We start from the raw sequence: 20,936 nt of genomic DNA on the forward strand, positions 1-20,936 counted from the left end.
AGGAGTTAGGAGCCGCAGATAGACAAGCGTCTCGAGGGGCTAGGCGCTGAAGCTAGACATAAAAATAGAGGGGCCTTGTGGCTCCTCTATTTTTATTCAATCGGTTTGGAGCAAGTTGGACACAGGTTTTTTGAATAGCTTCGCTGAATCCTCTGGCCGCAGTTCCGGCATGATTTAAGGTTAACAGGCGTATTGTCAATATCATTGGAAAAACCATAGCCAGTCCTGAAAAACTTCAATGCAGTGCCTGCGAGTAATCCGGTGATCACACCTGTGATGATGATCGCGACCTACATATGTACACCAGCTTTCTTGTCTATTTCTACCTGAATTATAGCAAGAAATAAGGAATTAAGCTGTGACATCTTATTATGTAGGTGGAATTCGTTGTTTTTGGTAATACTTTTTGAAGATAATTTTACAATGCCTGAAAAAAAAAGTATTGCAGCCTTTATATCTATCTGATACAATACTTTTTGTTGCAGTAAACGAAAGTGATTCGTTTGACACATTAATTTCTTTATGCTATATTAGCAAGAGTGAACTGAATACAAGTTTTAGGAAAGAAGAGGCACCCGCTTCTCACCTGGTTGACGCATTTCAGCAGTTGGCAGGTAATACGTAAACGTCTAATTATTTTGTTTCCGTAAGTGTGGGTGTCGTCGCCTGCACTTTTTTTATTGCAAAATAAAAACGGACTATATCGTATGTCATTGTGTGAGCAAGATGAGGCTCCGGCCTGGCAATGTACTTCTTCTCCTTGACAATGTATTCGATAAAACCCTGGAGGTGGCTAATTATTAGCAAAGATGCGATGTTACTAAACGAGGGAATTCGTGCTCGCGAAATTCGTTTGATCGATCAAAATGGCGAGCAATTAGGAATTAAATCCAAAGCTGAGGCTCTTGAGATCGCAGCGCGCGTAAATCTTGATCTTGTCCTTGTTGCTCCGAACGCGAAGCCTCCTGTAGGCCGAATCATGGACTACGGAAAATTCAAGTTTGAACAGCAAAAGAAAGAAAAAGAAGCACGTAAGAACCAAAAAATCATCACAACTAAAGAAGTCCGTCTTAGTCCGTCAATTGATGAGCATGACTTTAACACGAAGTTGCGCAATGCTATCAAGTTCCTGGAAAAAGGCGATAAGGTTAAAGCATCAATCCGTTTTAAAGGCCGTGCTATAACTCATAAGGAAATCGGTCAGCGTGTTCTTGATCGCTTCTCTGAAGCTTGCAAAGAAGTAGCGACAATCGAATCACATCCAAAAATGGATGGCCGAAGCATGTTCCTGGTACTAGCACCTAAAACTGAAAAGTAACGAGGAGGAAGTCCCTATGCCAAAAATGAAAACTCACCGCGGCACTGCCAAGCGTTTCAAGAAAACTGGAACTGGCAAGCTTAAGCGTTCACACGCTTACACTAGCCACTTATTTGCTAACAAGTCAACAAAAGCTAAGCGTAAGCTTCGCAAATCTGCAATCGTTTCTAAAGGCGATTTCAAACGTATTCGTCACATGCTTGACAACATTAAGTAAATTCGAGCGATCTCGATTTATATAGGAGGGAAATTACATGCCACGTGTAAAAGGCGGTACAGTTACGCGCAAGCGTCGTAAAAAAGTCATTAAATTAGCAAAAGGTTATTTCGGTTCTAAACATACATTATACAAGGTTGCTAACCAGCAGGTTATGAAATCTCTAATGTATGCATTCCGCGACCGTCGCCAGAAGAAGCGCGACTTCCGCAAACTTTGGATTGCTCGTATCAACGCAGCAGCTCGCATGAACGGCCTTTCTTACAGCCGTATGATGCACGGCCTTAAGCTTGCAGGTATCGAAGTAAACCGCAAGATGCTTGCTGAACTTGCAGTAAGCGATGCAGCAGCATTCGCTCAATTGGCTGAAACAGCTAAGCAACAATTCAACAAGTAATTAAATCGATAAGATGAACCATTCTCATATTGAGGGTGGTTTTTTCTTTTTATAAGATATAATGAAGTCATAGAACTCAAAGAGGACGTGGAGATGTGGGGACATGGAGTTTGGCTGGCTTGATAACAGTCATGAACCTTGCGGGCTTTTTTATCATGGGAATGGACAAAAAGCGGGCAAGAAACAATCATTATCGGATAAGCGAAAAAACACTGTGGAATGTTGCTTTTCTTGGAGGAGCAATCGGTGCAACAGCTGGTATGAAGCATTACAGGCATAAAACGAAGCATGCCCAGTTTAAATATGGATTGCCGCTGCTTGCTATTATTGAGATTGGTATATTTACATATTTATTTAAGCTATTGGCATAACAGCTTGTATGATTCTATAAGCTAGTAGCAACAAAGACTAAGCAGGCAGGTGACAAGAATGGACGATGCGTGGTCAATGCTGCTGATCATTGTCGAATCTGGAGGCTGGTATGCACCAGTATTGTTTATCTTGTTTCATATTTTCCGACAATTTGTTTTCATACCTCCTGCGGTGGTCTGTATTGCTGGAGGATTAATGTTCGGGATCATACCTGGAATTGTATATTCGCTGCTCGGCTTATCGGGAGCAAGTATATTGTTTTACTTTTTAATGAGACAGATTCCCGAGATGATGAACAAGCTGAGCAGGCTGAAGAAAAGGCTGGTTGGACGCTTCAGGGATTTGACTGTCGCCCAGGTCGCGCTGTTGAGACTAGTGCCGGTGATTCATTACCAGCTGCTGAGCTTTTGTCTTTACGAGCGAAAAAGTAGTTTTAAAGACTTTATGCTTGCATCATTTCTTGCGAATGTTCCATTCGTCATCTTTTATACGATATTCGGGGAATATGTCGGAGACTTTGACTCATTAACAGGGCTATTCCTGATGATTATATCTTTGCTGTTTGCCTATTTGTTGCGTGAGAAAATTACGTTCATTAAATGGCGTGAATTTTTTGATAGAACAACATAAGAAAAAGCGTCCGGAATATATCGGACGCTTTTACATTTTAAATCTCATCATCCTGGTCATGATTTGCCATGAATTCCTTAATCGGGCTTTTCCAGTCAATTTTGGCCACCGGATAGCTCTCACGAATTTTCCGTTCAATGAATTGGAAATCCTCAAGGACAAGCCCTTTCAAAGCCGACGTTTTTTTAGGCCAAATGAAAATGGAAACAACCTCAAAAGCAGATGGTGTTGTGCCTAAATACTTTTCACCCTCAAATAAAACACCCTTATATGTCAATAAGAAATTCTTGCGGACATTGTCTGGATCATCCAATAAGAAAAAGCGCTTCTGATCATGAGCAAGCTCCAGCTTCCGTTTCGGGTGGAATAAATACTTCACCGCGCTGTATATTAGAAAAATGAATAAAAGTAATAAAATAAGACGTAAAAGCAGAATCATGACTGCCCCTCCAATGCGAACTTTCCTTATTTACGGATGAGATTCTAAATAGTTTCAACAAATTTATAATTGATTTATACTTTTTTTAAGGCATGATTCAAACTTAAGTGGAAAGGGAAGCGTGTGGAACAAAATCAACAGCCGATTTTAAAGAGTTTTTCATTTAAAACCTATTGGAATTCCAACAATGGCTGAAAAGATTGGAATTATGACAAGTTTGATGTGAGCACGAGAAAAGCTGCCAAGAAAAGGCTGGAATTGTGACAGGTTTGATGGAAACACGAGCAAAGCTGTCAAGAAAAGGCCGGAATTGTGACAGGTTGGAAGGGAAAATGAGAAAAGCTGTCAAGAAAAGGCCGGAATTGTGACAGGTTTGATGGGAACATGAGCAAAGCTGTCAAGAAAAGGCTGGAATTGTGACAGGTTGGAAGGGAACACGAGAAAAGCTGTCAAGAAAAGGCCGGAATTGAGACAGGTTTGATGGGAACATGAGCAAAGCTGTCAAGAAAAGGCTGGAATTGTGACAGGCTTGACTGGAGCACGAGAAAAGCTGCCAAGAAAAGGCTGGAATTGTGACAGGTTTGATGGGAACATGAGCAAAGCTGTCAAGAAAAGGCTGGAATTGTGACAGGCTTGACTGGAACACGAGCAAAGCTGTCAAGAAAAGGCTGGAATTGTGACAGGTTGGAAGCGAATCACAGAAAGCTGTCAAAATACCCGAGGAATTAAGACAGCTTTTAAGAAATACCACGGAAAGCTGTCAAAATCAAAGCTGCTTAAGTCTAAAATTACAGATGGAGTTGAAAAATGAATACAACCACCATTTTTAAAATGCAAAAAGCACTCGATAGTCATATTGAATCGCAACACGGGCTCGAGAATGAAGATTTATTTGATCGAAAGGTCCTCGCGTTGCTTGTTGAAATCGGCGAGCTTGCGAATGAGACGAGGTGCTTCAAGTTTTGGAGTGTGAAGCCATCCTCCGAAAGAGATGTCATCCTAGAGGAGTTTGTGGATGGTGTCCATTTTATCCTGTCGCTGGGGATTGAATGTGGTTTTGAAGATATTGAGTCAATCACACCAAACAGAACCGCCGAAACGGACATCAGCAATCAGTTTCTTTCAATATACGAGTCAGTACAAAAGTTCAGGAACAGCCGCAGCGAAGATGATTACGTTCATTTATTTGAAAGCTATATGGAGCTTGCGCTGCTGCTTGGAATGAAGGACGATCAAATTGAACAGGCATATATTAAGAAAAATGAAGTAAATTATGATAGGCAGCGTAAAGGTTATTAGGCAGAATTTTTTGTACAATACCCCGCATGTCTAGTATAATAGGTTTCGAAACTACATATTAAGGGAGTCGAAATAATGGCGAATTTAGATAAAACATTAACAATGCTAAAAGATTTAACCGATGCCAAAGGCATTCCCGGCAATGAGCGTGAGCCAAGAGAAGTAATGAAGAAATACATAACTCCATTCGCTGATGAAGTATCTACTGACGGCCTTGGCAGTTTGGTTGCCAAGAAAGTCGGCAATGAGAATGGACCGAAGATCATGGTTGCCGGCCATCTTGATGAAGTTGGTTTCATGGTTACAAGCATCGATGACAAAGGATTCATCCGCTTCCAGACAGTTGGCGGCTGGTGGAGCCAGGTCATGCTTGCACAGCGTGTCACAATTGTTACACGCAAAGGTGAAATCACTGGGGTAATCGGCTCTAAGCCGCCTCACATCCTTCCTGCGGAAGCGCGCAAAAAGCCAGTTGATATCAAGGATATGTTCATTGATATCGGAGCTTCAAGCCGTGACGAAGCGAAGGAATGGGGAGTCACTCCTGGTGATATGGTCGTTCCTTACTTCGAATTCACTGTCATGAACAATGAGAAAATGCTTCTTGCTAAAGCATGGGATAACCGCATTGGCTGTGCGATTGCCATCGATGTCCTGAAGGGCCTTAAAGATGCTGAGCATCCGAACGTCGTATATGGTGTTGGAACAGTTCAGGAAGAAGTAGGCCTTCGCGGCGCGAAAACTTCCGCTCAAATGATTCAGCCCGACATAGCTTTTGGTGTTGATGTAGGGATTGCCGGAGACACTCCAGGCGTTACCGAGAAAGAAGCGCTTAGCAAAATGGGTGACGGACCACAGATCATCATCTATGATGCATCAATGGTGTCCCACAAAGGACTTCGTGACTTTATTACAGACCTGGCTGATGAATTGAACATTCCATATCAGTTCGATGCAGTAGCAGGCGGAGGAACGGACTCAGGGGCCATCCATCTGACACACCGCGGTGTACCAGCGCTGTCCATCACAATTGCGACACGCTACATCCACTCACACGCAGCGATGCTTCACCGTGACGACTACGAAAACGCAGTAAAGCTAATCGTAGAAGTCATCAAGCGTCTTGATAAGGAAACAGTTGAAAAGATTACTTTTGAATAAAACTTAGGATATGATTGTCCAGAAAACAGTAAAGACTGGTTTTCTGGACAATTTTTTTGTCTTCATTAAACGTTTTGTCTACAACTTTTTATTTAATCACTACGGTTTGGACCATCATCACTACAAAATCATCAATAATCACTACAAAAAGAGCCATAATCACTACGGAATTAGCCATAATCACTACGAAATCGACATTAATCACTACTTTATCCATTTTGATGGAAAAAAGGGGATTCAATTTGCACCAAAATAAAAGAACTCCTCAAAATGAGGAGCCCTTCTTCCAAATTTATTGCTTTCCTTTCAAACCATCTTCCAATGCGTTCAGCATTTCCTGCTTTTCGTCCTCGGAGGCGTTCTGCCAGATTACTTCGAACAAAACTCCAAGTCCTGGAAGCATTTTTTCCTCACCATTTTGGATTGCGTCGACGATTGTATCTTTAAGCTCGTCCTGAGAATTTCCTGCTACATTTGAAATGACAGCATTCCTAAGGTTTAAGTTCATCCTTTGCTTAAACTCCTTTCAAATTACCAAGATGGTTATAGGATTAACAATTTTGGTTTTATTATGTATCTGTTTTGAGCTATAATAGTAAAATTGAACAAGCCATATTAAAGGAGAGCCAGAGTTGAAGTACATTCAATCTGATAAAAATCCGCAAGTGAAGCAGTGGAAGAAATTACTGACGCGAAAAGAACGCGACAAGTCCGGTATGTTCCTTGTCGAGGGCTACCACTTAGTTGAAGAAGCACTAACGAAAAAAGAAGATGTAGAAGAAATCATTTTGAGCGAAAAAACCGAATTGCCGCATGGCCTGGATTACGGTTCGATTCCTGTTACGGTTGTTACGGATGAAATCAGCAAGCAGCTTGCTGACACGGAGACAACTCAGGGCATATTTGCTGTATGCCGGCAGCCAAAGAACATACAAACAAATGGTAAAACCTATTTACTTATTGATTCAGTCCAGGATCCCGGGAACCTTGGCACCATGATTCGGACAGCTGATGCTGCCGGGATTGATGCTGTCATTGTTGGGAAAGGCAGTGTGGACATGTATAATCCTAAGGTTTTGCGCTCTGCGCAGGGCAGTCACTTCCATATGCCAGTTTTAAGTGGCGACCTTTCCGAGTGGATTAACAAGCTTCAAGCTGAGAACATCCCGGTCTATGGAACTGCTCTTGAAAATGGAGTTGTTTTTACAGAGGCTGAAAAAGGGGAAGCCTTCGCCCTGCTCGTAGGAAATGAAGGAAGCGGTGTAAATAAAGAGCTTCTGGCAAAAACAACCCAAAACCTTTATATCCCGATATTCGGCAAAAGCGAGTCGCTGAATGTCGCTGTTGCGGCAGGTATTTTGCTATATTATTTAAAAACAGCAAAATAGGCTCCAAAACCATTTGATACTGCGCCAAGATTATAATATAATAAACAGCAAAAATAATATTTCAAAAACGATGACGGAGAAAAGTAGCTTGAAGATGGCCATCCAGGGAGAAAATGCCGATGACTGGAAGCATTTTTATGGAACAGGCAAGCGAAGTTCACCTCCAGAGTTGGCATCGGGACCGCTTTTTAAAAAGGCGTAAAGATGCATCGGCACAAAGCCGTTATCTCAATGAAGCGAACACGTAATACATATTGTATTGCCTGTTAAAAAGGGTGGTACCGCGAAACCAAGACCTCGTCCCTTTATCCGGGATGAGGTCTTTTTGTGTTCAAAAAAGAAGAATATGAAGGAGGATTTACCAATGCAGGATCGTTTAAAAGAACTGCAGGCTGAGGCTCTTGAAAAAGTCGCCGCAGCAGCTGACCTTAAAGAATTGAATGATGTTCGTGTTTCCTATCTTGGGAAAAAAGGTCCAATCACAGAAGTGCTAAAAGGAATGGGCAAATTATCCGCTGAAGAAAGACCAAAAATGGGTGCCCTGGCAAATGAAGTCCGTGATGCGATTTCAGGCCAGATCGAGATTAAGCAGAAGGAACTTGAGGAAGCAGCAGTCCAAAAACAATTGGCAGCTGAGCAAATCGACGTGACTCTTCCTGGAAGACCAGTTAGAACCGGCAGTCACCACCCGCTTACGAGCATCATTGAAGAAATCGAAGATCTTTTCATCGGCATGGGTTACACAGTAGAGGAAGGCCCGGAAGTCGAAAAAGACTACTATAACTTTGAAGCGTTAAACCTTCCGAAGGGACACCCGGCGCGTGATATGCAGGATTCTTTCTACATCACAGAAGAAACATTGATGCGTACACATACATCTCCTGTGCAGGCAAGGACGATGGAAAAACACCAGGGCAAGGGTCCTGTAAAAATCATCTGCCCGGGCAAGGTTTATCGACGTGATAACGACGATGCAACTCACTCACATCAGTTCATGCAGATTGAAGGGCTTGTCGTTGATGAGAATGTAAGAATGAGTGACCTGAAAGGAACACTTGAAGTTTTTGCAAAGAAAATGTTCGGCGAGGATCGTGAAATTCGTCTGCGCCCAAGCTTCTTCCCTTTCACTGAGCCATCAGTCGAAATGGATATTTCTTGTAAAATCTGCGGCGGATCAGGCTGCAGCGTATGTAAGGGAACAGGCTGGATTGAAATCCTTGGTGCAGGGATGGTTCACCCAAATGTTCTTGAAATGGCAGGCTATGATTCGAAGAAATACACCGGTTTTGCATTTGGAATGGGACCTGAGCGTATCGCGATGCTCAAGTATGGAGTCGATGACATCCGTCATTTCTATACGAACGATGTCCGTTTCTTGAAGCAATTTTCAGTTGAAGAATAAGGATTAGGAGGGTAAAACCATGTTGGTATCATATAAATGGCTGCAGGAATATATCGATTTGGAAGGCGTATCTGCTGAAGAACTTGCCGAAAAAATCACTAAAAGCGGCATCGAGGTAGAAGGCGTAGAAAAATTAAATGAAGGCTTAAAAGGCGTAGTTGTCGGCCATGTGCTTGAATGCGAAAAGCATCCGAATGCAGAAAAACTGAACAAAACATTAGTCGACCTTGGTAATGGTGAAACTGTTCAAATTATCTGTGGCGCGCCAAATGTCGGCAAAGGCCAAAAAGTTGCGGTTGCGACAGTTGGAGCAGTTCTTCCTGGAAACTTCAAGATTAAAAAAGCGAAGCTTCGAGGTGAAGAATCCCACGGGATGATCTGCTCACTCCAGGAGCTTGGAATCGAAGGAAAGCTGGCACCAAAGGAATATGCTGAGGGAATCTACAATTTCACTCCGGATACAGAAATCGGCCAGGACGCTTTAGAAGCTTTAAACAGAGATGACGAGATCCTTGAACTTGGATTGACGCCAAACCGTGCAGATGCGATGAGCATGCTTGGTGTTGCGTACGAGGTTGGAGCGATTCTTGGCAAGGATATCAAACTGCCGAACCCACAGCCTAAAACATCAACAGAGCAAGCTAGTGACTATATCAATGTAACAGTTGAGGCAAAAGAAGATAATCCTCTATACGTTGCAAAGGTGATCAAAAATGTAAAAGTTGGTCCATCACCAGTTTGGCTGCAAACAAGGCTGATGGCTGCTGGCATCCGTCCTCACAATAACGTAGTTGATATCACGAACTTCATTTTATTGGAGTATGGCCAGCCGCTTCACGCTTTCGATTACGATAAATTGGGATCAAAAGAAATCCTTGTCCGACGCGCGAAGGATGGCGAAGTGATTGAAACGCTGGATGATGTCAAGCGTACTTTGACACCAGATCATCTTGTTATCACGAACGGAACAGAGCCAGTAGCGCTTGCAGGCGTTATGGGCGGAGCGAATTCAGAGGTTGGCAGCGATACAACAACTGTCCTGCTGGAGTCCGCTTATTTTACAGGTGGAGTTATCCGTAAGGCTTCGAAGGACCATGGCCTGCGCAGTGAAGCAAGCTCACGCTACGAAAAAGGTGTGGATCCTGAAAGAGTTCGCCCGGCTGCAGAACGTGCGGCTGAACTGATGATCGAACTTGCAGGTGGAGAAGTTCTTGGCGGAGTAGTGGAAGCAGATGCTTTGGATGTAAAGCCGGCAGTTGTTTCAACAACCCTTGGAAAAATCAACAAAGTTTTGGGAACAGACCTTGAAGTGAAGCAGGTTGAGGACATTTTTGCCCGCCTGAAGTTCGAAACCTCTGTAGATAATGACGCGATCACAGTAACTGTACCTACTCGCCGTGGGGACATTACAATTGAAGAAGATTTGATTGAAGAGGTTGGCCGTCTTTATGGCTATGACAACCTGCCAACAACTCTTCCTGTAGGAGAGTCAACACCAGGACATCTTTCTGACTACCAGAAAAAGCGTCGTATTGTCCGCCGTTACATGGAAGGTGCAGGTCTTTACCAGGCAGTCACATATTCCCTTACAAGCGCGGAGAAAGCAACACAGTACGCATTGGATAAGCGCGAGCCTGTTGAACTGGCAATGCCAATGAGCGAAGATCGCAGCCTATTGCGCTTAAGCATCGTACCTCAGCTGCTTGAAGTATTGAAATACAATATTGCTCGCCAGACTGACAGTTTCGCTGTTTATGAAACTGGGGCAGTCTTCCTGAAAAACAGCAAAGAAGACCTTCCTGAAGAACGCGAACACCTTGCCGCAGCCATTACTGGCCTATGGGAAAGCCATCCTTGGCAGGGTGAGAAGAAGCCTGTTGACTTCTTCGTCCTTAAAGGAATCGTTGAAGGATTATTTACTAAGCTGGGCCTTGAAAGCCAGTTAGATTTCGTGAAGGCTGAGCTTGATGGTCTGCACCCTGGACGTACGGCTGAAATTTTGCTGAATGGCAATGTTATAGGCTTCATCGGCCAGGTTCACCCAACAATGCAAAAATCACTCGACTTGAAAGAAACTTATGTTTTCGAGTTATCGTTAAAAGCATTATTGGAAGCAGAAACAGCGCCGTTGCAGTACACAGCAATCCCGCGCTTCCCGTCAATCTCAAGAGATATTGCTCTTGTTGTTGACAAAGCAACTGCTGCCGGTGACCTTGAGAAGATCATCACTGAAGCTGGTGGATCATTATTAAAAGAAGTGAATGTTTTTGACCTATACGAAGGTGAAAAAATGGAAGAAGGCAAGAAATCACTTGCGTTCTCACTGAAATACTTCGATCCGGAAAAGACACTGACAGACGAAGACATAGCAAAAGCACATAATAAAGTACTTGCAGCTCTTGAAGAGAAAGCAGGAGCAGTACTAAGAGGATAAATCATAAAAAAGGCAGCCCCCGGGCTGCCTTTTAATGTTAAATTCAACTATTCAGCTTAAAATGGGAGAGACCGTGAAAGAATGCAGGTAGATTCCGGCGGAGATGGCTGAGATACCTCTATTACACGGTTGGAAACCGCGAAATAGTGTTGCTAGGGTGCCGGTTCAAATGGAATTCCGCGATAATGACGGAGATTCCCGCGAAATTCTCTACGAATTCCGCGAAAAGTTGCTATCATTCCGCGAACTGGAAAAAACAGCTCATTTTTACCAGCAAAATTGACCTAAACCCTCGCAATCTTTTTCGCTTTTTCAGTATTGGCAAAATGAAGCTTAACAAACTCTGGCAATACATCCATACCTTTATCGAGGATCAGCCTCGCAGCCGCTTTATCAACAGCAGCGCCAGCACCTTTTGGAATCGTGAAACCTGCGCGTTTACTGAGGTTCTCGAAATGGCGGACAAAGGCGTACCGTGCGATCATCGACGCTGCAGCCACACCCAGGTGAATTCCTTCTGCTTTTGTGCTGAACAGCACGTTTTCCTTTATAATCTTCTTTTGACCTTTCAAATGGGCATAATAAATCTGCTCTTTGGCAAATTCATCGATCAAAATGGCTTCAGGTTTTTCAGGGGCGATTTTTTCAAGAACATGGTGGATCGCCTGGTTATGCAGGAGAGCTTTCATCTTGCCCTGAGACATGCCTTTCGTTTGCATTTGGTTGTACTTTTCATTATGCAGTGTCAGCAGGCTGTGCGGCAAAAAGGTTACGAGCTGCTTGGCGATTTCGATGATTTTATCATCCTTGAGATTCTTTGAATCCTGGACACCGAGCTCTTTCAATACGGGTATATCCTGCCGTCTGACATAGGCTGCGACGACTGTGATCGGACCGAAATAATCGCCAGTTCCCACTTCATCTGAACCGATGATGGAAATCTCGCCAATATTCTTTGGCAGGTGAGAGCCTGGTACGTTTTTCTTCTTGACCGCAGGCGCGGAGGCCGTACCCCACCTGGCTGCCTCGGTCTCTCCATCTTTTCCCTGGAACAATACTTTTCCTGATTTATAGGCAGTGATTGCACAGGAAGGTGTTTTGGCGGCAAAAACGCTGCCAGGCGGAAGCTTATCAATAAGAAACTTACTGTAATACTCTTTCATCTTTTTGATTTCTTCCGGACTTTTTTGAAGGACACTGTTTCCCATTGCTTTACACTCCCTGTTTTACATTTTCATAGTTAGACATATTCTTCCATAAATCATACAGATCTGACAGGCAAATACTTCCCAGCCTTTTACGTTCATGTTATAGTATAAAATAGGATTCTTATGAATGGGGGCATAAATGTTGTCAGACACAAAAAAAAATAAGTCGACTGTCGATATATACGGACAGCAATATACGATCGTCGGCACAGAAAGCACCAGCCATATCCGGCTCATTGCCTCGATGGTAGACGATAAAATGCGTGAGATCGGCTCAGCGAATCCTTCACTTGATACTAGTAAATTAGCTGTATTAACTGCTGTGAATGCCGTTAATGATTACATAAAAATGAAAGATCGTGTTGAATCGCTCGAAGCGGAAATTAAAAGGTTAAAGGACTGAAAAAAGCATGCTTGATCTTGCTGTATTAGCTATTTTGCTTATTGGCTTCATTGTAGGATTGAAGAGGGGGTTCATCCTGCAAACCATCCATTTGGCTGGATTCATCGCAGCCTTCATCGTTGCGTACATATATTATGACCAGTTGGCGCCAAAGCTGACTCTATGGATTCCATATCCTAATCTTGGCAGCAATGCGACGTTGAATCTTCTATTTGAAAATGCCAATTTAGAAGATGCATATTATCGCGCGATTGCATTTGCAGCCATCTTCTTCGCAGTGAAAATCCTGCTTCAAATCATCGGTTCAATGCTCGATTTTGTGGCTCACCTTCCAATCCTGAAGCAGTTGAACGTTTGGGCAGGAGGGTTCCTTGGCTTTGTTGAAGTTTACCTGCTTTTATTTATTGTTCTCTATATTGCTGCTTTACTGCCAATCCAGGCGATCCAGGGACCACTGAACGATTCAATTCTAGCCGAAAACATTATAAAAAATACCCCAGTATTTTCCCAGCAAATTAAACAACTTTGGATTGAATACATGGCTGCATAACTTCTCTGTTGCGGAGAAGTTTTTTCTTTTTTAACGATCTCTCATGATTCTAACGAGTGTAATACTAGAAAAGACCCCATTAGGGCAGGTAGAATCAGAAATGTCCAATACTATAACACAGCATATATCCAGGCTGTTTATAACTCATCATCCTATTATTTTTTCATTAAATTTCACAGAGGGACTTGTTTTCTATAAAATAGAAGACAATGACTGCGTCCGGCTCAATTCGGTCGGTAATTTTAAAAAGGCAGGTGGACATCATGTCTGTTAATAAAAAAGATATCGTACAATTACTTGAAACAATCGCTATATATATGGAATTAAAAGGTGATAACCCATTCAAGGTCTCAGCGTTCCGCAAGGCTGCAGCGGCTCTTGAGGGAGATGAACGCAGCATGTCAGAAATGGGCGAGTTGACTGAACTCAAAGGAATCGGCAAAGGAACAGCCGGAGTTATCAAGGAATTTATGGAGACAGGGCAATCAACTGAGCTGAAGGAATTGCAGGAAGAAGTACCTAGCGGGCTGATTCCACTTTTGCAGCTGCCGGGAATGGGCGGGAAAAAGATCGCGAAGCTATACAAGGAACTGGGAGTAGAAAGCATTCACGACCTGGAGGAGGCTGCGAAGTCAGGGGAAATTCGTGACCTTGCAGGCTTCGGCAAAAAGAGCGAAGAAAAGATCCTTGCCGCAATTGAAAACTTTGGCACAAGGCCGGATAGATTGCCGCTCGCCTATATGCTCCCGGTCGCGGAATTAATTGAATCATATCTTCAAAAGATAGAGGAAATCGAACAATTTTCAAAAGCAGGAAGCTTGCGCAGGATGAGAGAGACGATCAAGGATCTGGATTTTATCATTGCTTCAAAAAATCCATCGGCGGTGAAGGACGAGCTGGTCAAACTGCCGAAAATCAAAGAAATTATTGCAGCGGGAGATACGAAGGTTTCTGTCACACTTGGCCTTGATTATGATGTAAACGTGGACTTCCGCCTTGTTGATTCTGAAGAATTCGCAACTGCACTCCATCACTTCACTGGTTCAAAAGACCATAATGTAAGAATGCGTCAGCTTGCGAAGGAAAAAGGAGAAAAGATCAGCGAATACGGTGTAGAGAATGTAGAAACAGGTGAAGTCACCACATTTAAATCGGAAGAAGAATTTTATCAGTATTTCGGCCTTCCTTTCATTCCGCCTGAGTTAAGGGAAGACGGCTCTGAAGTCGAATTATATAAAGAAGATTTGAAACTCATAACTTTGGAGGCCATTAAAGGCGATCTTCATATGCATTCAACTTGGAGCGATGGCGGCCATTCAATCGAGGAAATGGCAAGGGAGTGTATCGCGAGAGGCTATAAATACATGGCGATCACAGACCATTCCCGGTATTTAAAGGTAGCGAACGGTCTGACGCCGGAACGCATGCGGAAGCAAATTGAAGAAGTGAAGGAACTGAACAAGAAATTTGATGACTTCACGATTTTGACAGGAATTGAAATGGATATTTTACCGGATGGTACATTGGATTTTGAAGATGATTTACTTGCAGACCTCGACTTGGTCATTGCATCGATCCATTCTTCATTCTCCCAGCCAACCGAAAAAATCATGAACCGTTTGAAAACTGCTCTGGTGAATGCCCATGTTGATATCATCGCGCATCCCACTGGCAGGCTGATCGGTCGTCGTGAGGGATATTCAGTTGATATCGATATGCTAATCAAGCTTGCAAAAGAAACGAATACAGCCCTTGAGTTGAACGCGAATCCGAACAGACTTGATCTGGCATCAGAATATTTAAGGAAAGCTCAAGATGAAGGTGTAAAGCTTGTCATCAATACAGACGCGCATAAAGTGGATACACTTGAACATATGGGAATAGGCGTAACAGCCGCCAGAAAAGGCTGGATTAAGGAATCATCCGTCTTGAACGCATTGGATCTGAACGGATTGCTGGATTTCCTGCACGCCCGTAATTAAGAAAGGGTCTATTTTTAAAAAGATGATAAAGAATTCTCTTGGAGAAATGTCTAGCTCCAGCGCCTAGCCAGTTTTCATCATCGAGATGCTTCTTCGAGTATCTTGCGAAAAGCGTTAGCTTTGAGCAGCTCGAGTGGCTTGTCGGGTCTCACCAAGGCGCTTACGCTTTTCTTTGTCCAGCTCCAGCGCCTAGCCCCTCGAGTCGCTTCGGTCCGCCCGATGAAGTCAAAGAACGACTTCACTGGTCGGCCCTCCAGCGCTTGTCGGGGCTGACCAAGGCGCTTACGCTTTTCTAATTAACCTTCGCTAAAGAAGAAGGAGGAAATTTTTGTGCAGCAGCGAGTTTTGAAAACACTTGAATTTGATAAAATCAGGAACCAGCTGATAGAACATGCCTCATCCTCATTGGGACGGGAAAAAGTAATTGCTTTGATGCCTTCTGTTGATTTTTCGGAAGTATCCCGTTTACAGGAAGAAACAGATGAAGCAGCCAAGGTTCTAAGACTAAAAGGAAATGTACCATTAGGCGGCATTTATGATATAAGGCCGCATGTGAAAAGGGCACAAATCGGCGGCATGCTTAGCCCAAGTGAACTAGTTCAGGTGGCAAGCACTGTCCATGCGAGCAGACAGATGAAGCGATTTGTTGATGATTTGCAGGAAGTTACCGAGGTTCCTATCTTGCTGAGCTATACAGAGGGAATTATCGTCCTTGCGAATTTGGAAGAATCGATCAGAAACGCGATTGATGAAGGCGGGGAGGTTCTTGACGGTGCAAGTGATGCACTAAGGTCACTTCGACAGCAGATGCGCACGCGAGAAGCAAGAGTACGTGAAAAATTGGAGAGCATGATTCGCTCTTCCAACGCCTCAAAAATGCTCTCGGATGCCATTATCACCATCAGAAACGATCGATTTGTCATTCCTGTAAAACAGGAATATCGCTCGCATTATGGCGGTATCATCCATGATCAAAGTTCTTCCGGGCAGACGCTGTTCATTGAGCCGCAATCTGTTGTCCAGTTGAATAATGAACTTCAGAGCATCCGGGTAAAAGAGCAGCAGGAAATCGAAAGAATCCTTTCAGAGCTTTCAGCACTTACCGCCGACCATCATGATGAGCTATTGCAAATCGTCAGTATTATGGGCGAGCTTGATTTCATGTTTGCGAAGGCACGATATGGTAGCAAAATCAAGGGCTCAAAGCCAATCGTCAATGATGAGGGCCGGATCAACCTTTTCCAGGCAAGACATCCACTGATCGCGATGGATGAAGTTGTTCCGAACAGTGTCACTTTAGGGAGTGATTATACGACGATTGTCGTCACCGGTCCGAATACCGGGGGTAAAACTGTTACTTTGAAGACAGTCGGACTTTGTACGCTAATGGCCCAGGCAGGATTGCAGATTCCAGCGCTTGACGGGTCAGAGGTGGCTGTTTTTGGATCAGTTTATGCCGATATTGGTGACGAACAGTCGATCGAGCAAAGTTTGAGTACTTTTTCTTCCCATATGGTCAATATCGTGGAAATCCTTGAAAAGGTTGACCACAATAGTCTTGTGTTATTTGATGAGCTTGGTGCCGGCACTGATCCACAGGAAGGAGCTGCACTGGCAATCTCAATACTAGATGAAGTTTATCAACGCGGAGCAAGAGTGATTGCGACAACCCACTATCCAGAGCTAAAGGCCTATGGATACAATCGAGAAGGCGTCACCAATGCCAGCGTAGAATTCGACGTGGAAACATTGAGCCCGACTTATAAACTATTGATTGGCGTACCAGGCCGAAGCAATGCCTTTGAAATTTCCAAGAGGTTAGGATTGAAAGAATCTGTCATTACTACAGCAAGATCCTATATCAGCGCAGACAGCAATGAGGTCGAAAACATGATTGCTTCCCTTGAGTCCAGCCGTAAGCAGGCGGAGAGAGACCGCGAAGAAGCACACCAGCTGTTGAAAGATGCAGAACACCTGCATAAGGATTTGCAAAAGCAGATGGCAGAGTATTATCAGAAAAAAGAAGAACTGGCCGAAAAAGCAAAGGGAAAAGCTGCGATAATTTTGGAAAAAGCAAAAGAAGAGGCGGAAGAAATCATCCGTGACCTTCGGAAGCTGCGTCTTGATAAAGGTGCCGAGATTAAAGAGCATGAATTGATCGACGCCAAAAGGCGCCTGAGCGAGGCGACTCCTGAGCTCAATCAGGTGAAAAAAGGCGGAGGCAAAGCGAAACCAGCAATACACGAGTTCAAGCCAGGGGATGAGGTCAAGGTTCTGACCTTTGATCAAAAAGGACATCTTGTTGAACGCGTTAGTGCTAAAGAATGGCAAGTACAGATTGGCATTCTCAAGATGAAAGTGAAAGAAACAGATATGGAATATATCAACTCTCCTAAGCCAGTAGAAACCAAACCATTAGCCATTGTGAAAGGCAAGGACTTTCACGTGGGACTTGAGCTTGATCTTAGGGGAGAGCGTTATGAAGATGCCCTCATGAGAGTAGAAAAATATATCGATGATGCATTGCTTGCCGGTTACCCAAGAGTCAATATCATCCACGGAAAAGGAACCGGGGCATTGAGACAGGGAGTCCAGGAATACCTTCGCAACCATCGGTCAGTCAAGAAAATAAGATTTGGAGATGCAGGTGAAGGTGGAACAGGTGTGACTGTAGTAGAATTCAAGTAGAGTTAAGCATGCAAAATAATGTAAATCCCCGTTACAACACTTTATAATAGGCAGTGGGGTAAAATCTTTTCAGGGAGAATGGATATGGATCATTTTTGGGAAAATGAATATATAGTTACAGCTGGTTATTATAGTGTATCGATTCTCTGCATCGTCGTATTTCTGGCTGTTTTTGAACTGGTGACAAAATACCGAAACTGGGAAGAAATCAAAAAAGGGAATATTTCCGTTGCGATGGCCACCGGAGGGAAAATCTTCGGTGTAGCCAATATATTCCGCTATTCCATCAATCAGCATGATTCACTGCTCACGATGATCAGCTGGGGAGTTTTCGGCTTCGTCTTGCTTTTGATTGGATACTTTATTTTTGAATTCCTGACACCAAAATTCAACATCGATAAAGAAATAGAAAACGACAACCGCGCAGTAGGCCTGATATCCATGGTCATTTCTATCGGCCTGTCTTATATCATCGGAGCAGGAATTTAACAGGGGGATCTAAAAGAGTGGAAAAACTGGCTAAAATATTGCTGATTCTATGTGGAATATTCCTGTTAGTCGGCATTGTCTATATGATGTTTTTTGTATAAAAAGCTTTAAAGCCGCCTTAATAATTGGCGGTTTTATTGTTTTTCGGGCTATGTTAAAGCTGAATTTTTTTTAAAATCTGTTGATTGTAGTGGAAGGAGGGAAGACTCCTCCGAAAATGCTAAAGCATTTTCATCGTGCGTGGGCAGGTTCGATGAAGCACAATCAATGTCCTGCGGGATGAGCAAGTCATGGGAGACCCCGCAGGCGCATGTAGCGTCGAGGAGGCTCCCGGACTGCAATGAAGAATTTGATCTTTGAAAAAGCCGGCAGTAGGGCTTTTTCATAATTCTTCCCCACGGAAAGCGAAGCGCCTGGAACGGAAATCAACAGCTCCATTTTTCCTCCAATCAAATTAAAAACTGTAGAAAGCTCGATTTTTATTTTCAAGCCATGTAGAGGAAATAGATAGGTTCAGAGCCAGGTGATGAAATTAGGAGTTTGTCCCTATAAACCTCCAAAAAACTATTCTAATTGTCATAAAAAGACCATTATATTATAATGGGAGATAGAATTTTCAAAAAATTTTAAATAAGGGGGCAACAATATGGAAGTAGAAAAGCCGTGGCTGTCGCAATATCCTCCGGAAATTCCTGCTCATTTGGATCTTCAACAAGCAACGGTCCAGGACTATTTGAAGCAGACTGCTGAGAAATACCCTGATAAGGTGGGAATCCACTTTATGGGCAAAGAGCTGACGTATAAGCAAGTCTACAACTATGCGAAAAAACTGGCTGCCTATTTGCAAGACCTGGGAATTGAAAAAGGGGACAGGGTTGCCATCATGCTGCCGAATACTCCTCAGTCTATCATCAGTTACTATGCCATCCTTATGGCCGGGGGAATTGTTGTCCAAACCAATCCTCTGTATATGGAACGAGAGCTTGAGTACCAGATGAAGGACTCTGGTGCGAAGGCAATCATCACGCTCGACATTTTATTTCCAAGGGTCTCCAAGGTCATCGCAAATACGGATTTAGAGAATGTAATTGTAACCGCTATCAAGGACTATCTGCCTTTCCCTAAAAATCTTGTCTATCCATTCATCCAGAAAAAACAGTATGGCATCATTGTAAATGTGAAGCATGAGGGTCAAAATCACCTTTTTACCGAGATTATGAAACAACCTGCTGGAAAAATTAAAGAATACGATTATGATTTTGAAGAAGACTTGGCTTTATTACAATATACTGGCGGAACAACAGGTTTTCCGAAAGGGGTCATGCTGACTCATAAAAACCTGATTGCGAATGCGGCGATGAGCAATGCGTGGCTGTATAAATGCAAAGAGGGTGAAGAAACAGTTCTTGGAATCCTGCCGTTTTTCCATGTCTACGGGATGACTGCAGTTTTGATTCTCTCTGTCATGCAGGGCCAGAAAATGGTTCTTTTACCGAAATTCGATCCTGAAACGACATTGAAGACGATTCAAAAACAAAAGCCAACACTTTTCCCGGGCGCACCGACCATTTACATTGGGTTGTTGAATCATCCTGATATAAAAAAGTATGACCTATCTTCAATTGATTCCTGTATTAGCGGATCTGCGCCATTACCTGTCGAGGTCCAGGAAAAATTCGAGGAAGTCACAGGAGGGAAACTGGTTGAAGGCTATGGCCTGACTGAATCGTCCCCGGTGACACATGCTAACTTCCTCTGGGACAAAAAGCGTGTAAAAGGAAGCATAGGTGTTCCGTGGCCTGATACAGACGCAGCTATTTTTTCAATGGAGACTGGCGAACCGCTCCCACCTGGTGAGATCGGCGAAGTGGTGGTTAAAGGCCCACAGGTGATGAAGGGATATTGGAACAGGCCGGAAGAAACAGAGCAAACACTTAAAGATGGATGGCTGCTCACTGGAGACCTCGGGTATATGGATGAGGAAGGATATTTCTATATTGTCGACCGGAAGAAAGATATGATCATTGCCGGTGGCTTTAATATTTATCCGCGTGAAATCGAAGAAGTCCTATATGAACATCCAGCAATCCAGGAGGTCGTGGCAGCAGGAATCCCAGACCCATATCGTGGTGAAACGGTAAAAGTATATGTCGTTCTCAAAGAAGGTGCTCAAGCGACAGAAGAGGAACTGAATGAATATTGCCGCAAGCATCTCGCTGCTTATAAGGTGCCTAGATTATATGAGTTCAGGAAAGAACTTCCTAAAACTGCAGTAGGTAAAATTCTCAGAAGAGCATTGGTAGATGAAGAAAAAGCAAAGAACCAGGAAGACCAGCAGAAGCGAGCTTAACTTTAAAGCCGGCTCCCAATATCGGCTCTTTCTTTTTGAATAAGAAGGCTTGTCCAAATGAAACACATTTCCTTGACAGAAATGTGAGTGAATACTATTATAAAAATATGAATGACGATTCATTCAGTTAAAAGTATTGCAGACAAAAATCGTAAACGGGAGTGTGCCACTGTAGCAGTTAATGCTTGTGCTTTTCCTGGAGCGGGAGT

Annotated in this window: 19 protein-coding genes and 2 other annotated features; of the genes, 16 read left to right on the forward strand and 3 right to left on the reverse strand. The window is 43.4% G+C overall.

What is annotated here, in order from left to right:
* Positions 1-557 precede the first annotated feature (557 nt).
* Positions 558-684, forward strand: a sequence feature (ribosomal protein L20 leader region).
* 130 nt (positions 685-814) lie between these two features.
* The 5 genes from infC to ACH0QE_RS24310 all read left to right on the forward strand — a co-directional run bounded on the left by infC (position 815) and on the right by ACH0QE_RS24310 (position 2,934).
* Positions 815-1,318, forward strand: a complete 504-nt coding sequence (infC, locus tag ACH0QE_RS24290) for a translation initiation factor IF-3 (RefSeq protein ID WP_158651580.1) — start codon at positions 815-817, stop codon at positions 1,316-1,318.
* Between the two features lie 16 nt (positions 1,319-1,334).
* Positions 1,335-1,535 carry a 50S ribosomal protein L35 gene (rpmI, locus tag ACH0QE_RS24295; RefSeq protein ID WP_023627047.1) on the forward strand — a complete coding sequence of 67 codons (201 nt, stop codon included), beginning with the start codon at positions 1,335-1,337 and terminating at the stop codon, positions 1,533-1,535.
* A 37-nt stretch (positions 1,536-1,572) separates the two neighbouring features.
* Positions 1,573-1,932, forward strand: coding sequence for a 50S ribosomal protein L20 (gene rplT / locus ACH0QE_RS24300; protein ID WP_102263819.1), 360 nt, complete (start codon positions 1,573-1,575; stop codon positions 1,930-1,932).
* Positions 1,933-2,027: 95 nt separating this feature from the next.
* Positions 2,028-2,303, forward strand: coding sequence for a DUF1294 domain-containing protein (locus ACH0QE_RS24305; protein WP_415803025.1), 276 nt, complete (start codon positions 2,028-2,030; stop codon positions 2,301-2,303).
* A 58-nt stretch (positions 2,304-2,361) separates the two neighbouring features.
* A complete protein-coding gene (locus tag ACH0QE_RS24310) occupies positions 2,362-2,934 on the forward strand; it encodes a TVP38/TMEM64 family protein (RefSeq protein WP_415803026.1) in 573 nt (190 codons plus the stop codon).
* A gap of 37 nt (positions 2,935-2,971) precedes the next feature.
* Here ACH0QE_RS24310 and ACH0QE_RS24315 read toward each other — a convergent pair whose 3' ends face one another.
* Positions 2,972-3,373 carry a sigma-w pathway protein ysdB gene (locus ACH0QE_RS24315; protein WP_415803027.1) on the reverse strand — a complete coding sequence of 134 codons (402 nt, stop codon included), beginning with the start codon at positions 3,371-3,373 and terminating at the stop codon, positions 2,972-2,974.
* Between the two features lie 807 nt (positions 3,374-4,180).
* Here ACH0QE_RS24315 and ACH0QE_RS24320 point away from each other — a divergent pair.
* Positions 4,181-4,672 (forward strand): dUTP diphosphatase, encoded by a 492-nt coding sequence (locus ACH0QE_RS24320; protein WP_415803028.1) that lies wholly within the window; start codon positions 4,181-4,183, stop codon positions 4,670-4,672.
* A gap of 75 nt (positions 4,673-4,747) precedes the next feature.
* Entirely contained in the window at positions 4,748-5,833 is a 1,086-nt protein-coding gene (locus ACH0QE_RS24325) for a M42 family metallopeptidase (protein ID WP_415803029.1), read from the forward strand.
* A gap of 292 nt (positions 5,834-6,125) precedes the next feature.
* On the opposite strand, the gene sspI is transcribed toward ACH0QE_RS24325, so the two are convergent.
* On the reverse strand, positions 6,126-6,341 hold the full coding sequence (sspI, locus tag ACH0QE_RS24330; RefSeq protein ID WP_167832737.1) for a small acid-soluble spore protein SspI: 216 nt from the start codon (positions 6,339-6,341) through the stop codon (positions 6,126-6,128).
* A 124-nt stretch (positions 6,342-6,465) separates the two neighbouring features.
* Between sspI and ACH0QE_RS24335 the strand changes: the two genes are divergently transcribed.
* The 3 genes from ACH0QE_RS24335 (at position 6,466) to pheT (ending at position 11,057) form a co-directional block, all read left to right on the forward strand.
* Positions 6,466-7,221 carry a TrmH family RNA methyltransferase gene (locus tag ACH0QE_RS24335; RefSeq protein ID WP_415803030.1) on the forward strand — a complete coding sequence of 252 codons (756 nt, stop codon included), beginning with the start codon at positions 6,466-6,468 and terminating at the stop codon, positions 7,219-7,221.
* A 61-nt stretch (positions 7,222-7,282) separates the two neighbouring features.
* Positions 7,283-7,529, forward strand: a binding site (T-box leader).
* Positions 7,530-7,585: 56 nt separating this feature from the next.
* On the forward strand, positions 7,586-8,623 hold the full coding sequence (pheS, locus tag ACH0QE_RS24340; RefSeq protein WP_415803031.1) for a phenylalanine--tRNA ligase subunit alpha: 1,038 nt from the start codon (positions 7,586-7,588) through the stop codon (positions 8,621-8,623).
* 19 nt (positions 8,624-8,642) lie between these two features.
* Positions 8,643-11,057, forward strand: a complete 2,415-nt coding sequence (gene pheT / locus ACH0QE_RS24345; RefSeq protein WP_415803032.1) for a phenylalanine--tRNA ligase subunit beta — start codon at positions 8,643-8,645, stop codon at positions 11,055-11,057.
* 284 nt (positions 11,058-11,341) lie between these two features.
* Here the strand turns inward: pheT and rnhC are convergent, their stop codons facing one another.
* Positions 11,342-12,265, reverse strand: a complete 924-nt coding sequence (gene rnhC, locus ACH0QE_RS24350) for a ribonuclease HIII (RefSeq protein WP_415803033.1) — start codon at positions 12,263-12,265, stop codon at positions 11,342-11,344.
* Positions 12,266-12,404: 139 nt separating this feature from the next.
* Between rnhC and zapA the strand changes: the two genes are divergently transcribed.
* From zapA to ACH0QE_RS24380, 6 genes are all read left to right on the forward strand, one after another.
* Positions 12,405-12,668 carry a cell division protein ZapA gene (gene zapA, locus ACH0QE_RS24355; protein ID WP_371931994.1) on the forward strand — a complete coding sequence of 88 codons (264 nt, stop codon included), beginning with the start codon at positions 12,405-12,407 and terminating at the stop codon, positions 12,666-12,668.
* A 7-nt stretch (positions 12,669-12,675) separates the two neighbouring features.
* Positions 12,676-13,218, forward strand: coding sequence for a CvpA family protein (locus ACH0QE_RS24360; RefSeq protein ID WP_041967566.1), 543 nt, complete (start codon positions 12,676-12,678; stop codon positions 13,216-13,218).
* Between the two features lie 263 nt (positions 13,219-13,481).
* Entirely contained in the window at positions 13,482-15,200 is a 1,719-nt protein-coding gene (gene polX / locus ACH0QE_RS24365; protein ID WP_415803034.1) for a DNA polymerase/3'-5' exonuclease PolX, read from the forward strand.
* A 330-nt stretch (positions 15,201-15,530) separates the two neighbouring features.
* Positions 15,531-17,888 carry an endonuclease MutS2 gene (locus ACH0QE_RS24370; RefSeq protein WP_415803035.1) on the forward strand — a complete coding sequence of 786 codons (2,358 nt, stop codon included), beginning with the start codon at positions 15,531-15,533 and terminating at the stop codon, positions 17,886-17,888.
* An 84-nt stretch (positions 17,889-17,972) separates the two neighbouring features.
* A complete protein-coding gene (locus ACH0QE_RS24375) occupies positions 17,973-18,377 on the forward strand; it encodes a DUF350 domain-containing protein (protein WP_102263806.1) in 405 nt (134 codons plus the stop codon).
* A 646-nt stretch (positions 18,378-19,023) separates the two neighbouring features.
* Positions 19,024-20,727 (forward strand): long-chain-fatty-acid--CoA ligase, encoded by a 1,704-nt coding sequence (locus ACH0QE_RS24380; RefSeq protein ID WP_415803036.1) that lies wholly within the window; start codon positions 19,024-19,026, stop codon positions 20,725-20,727.
* Positions 20,728-20,936 lie beyond the last annotated feature (209 nt).

This window comes from Mesobacillus sp. (assembly GCF_047739415.1).
GTDB lineage: Bacteria > Bacillota > Bacilli > Bacillales > Cytobacillaceae > Mesobacillus.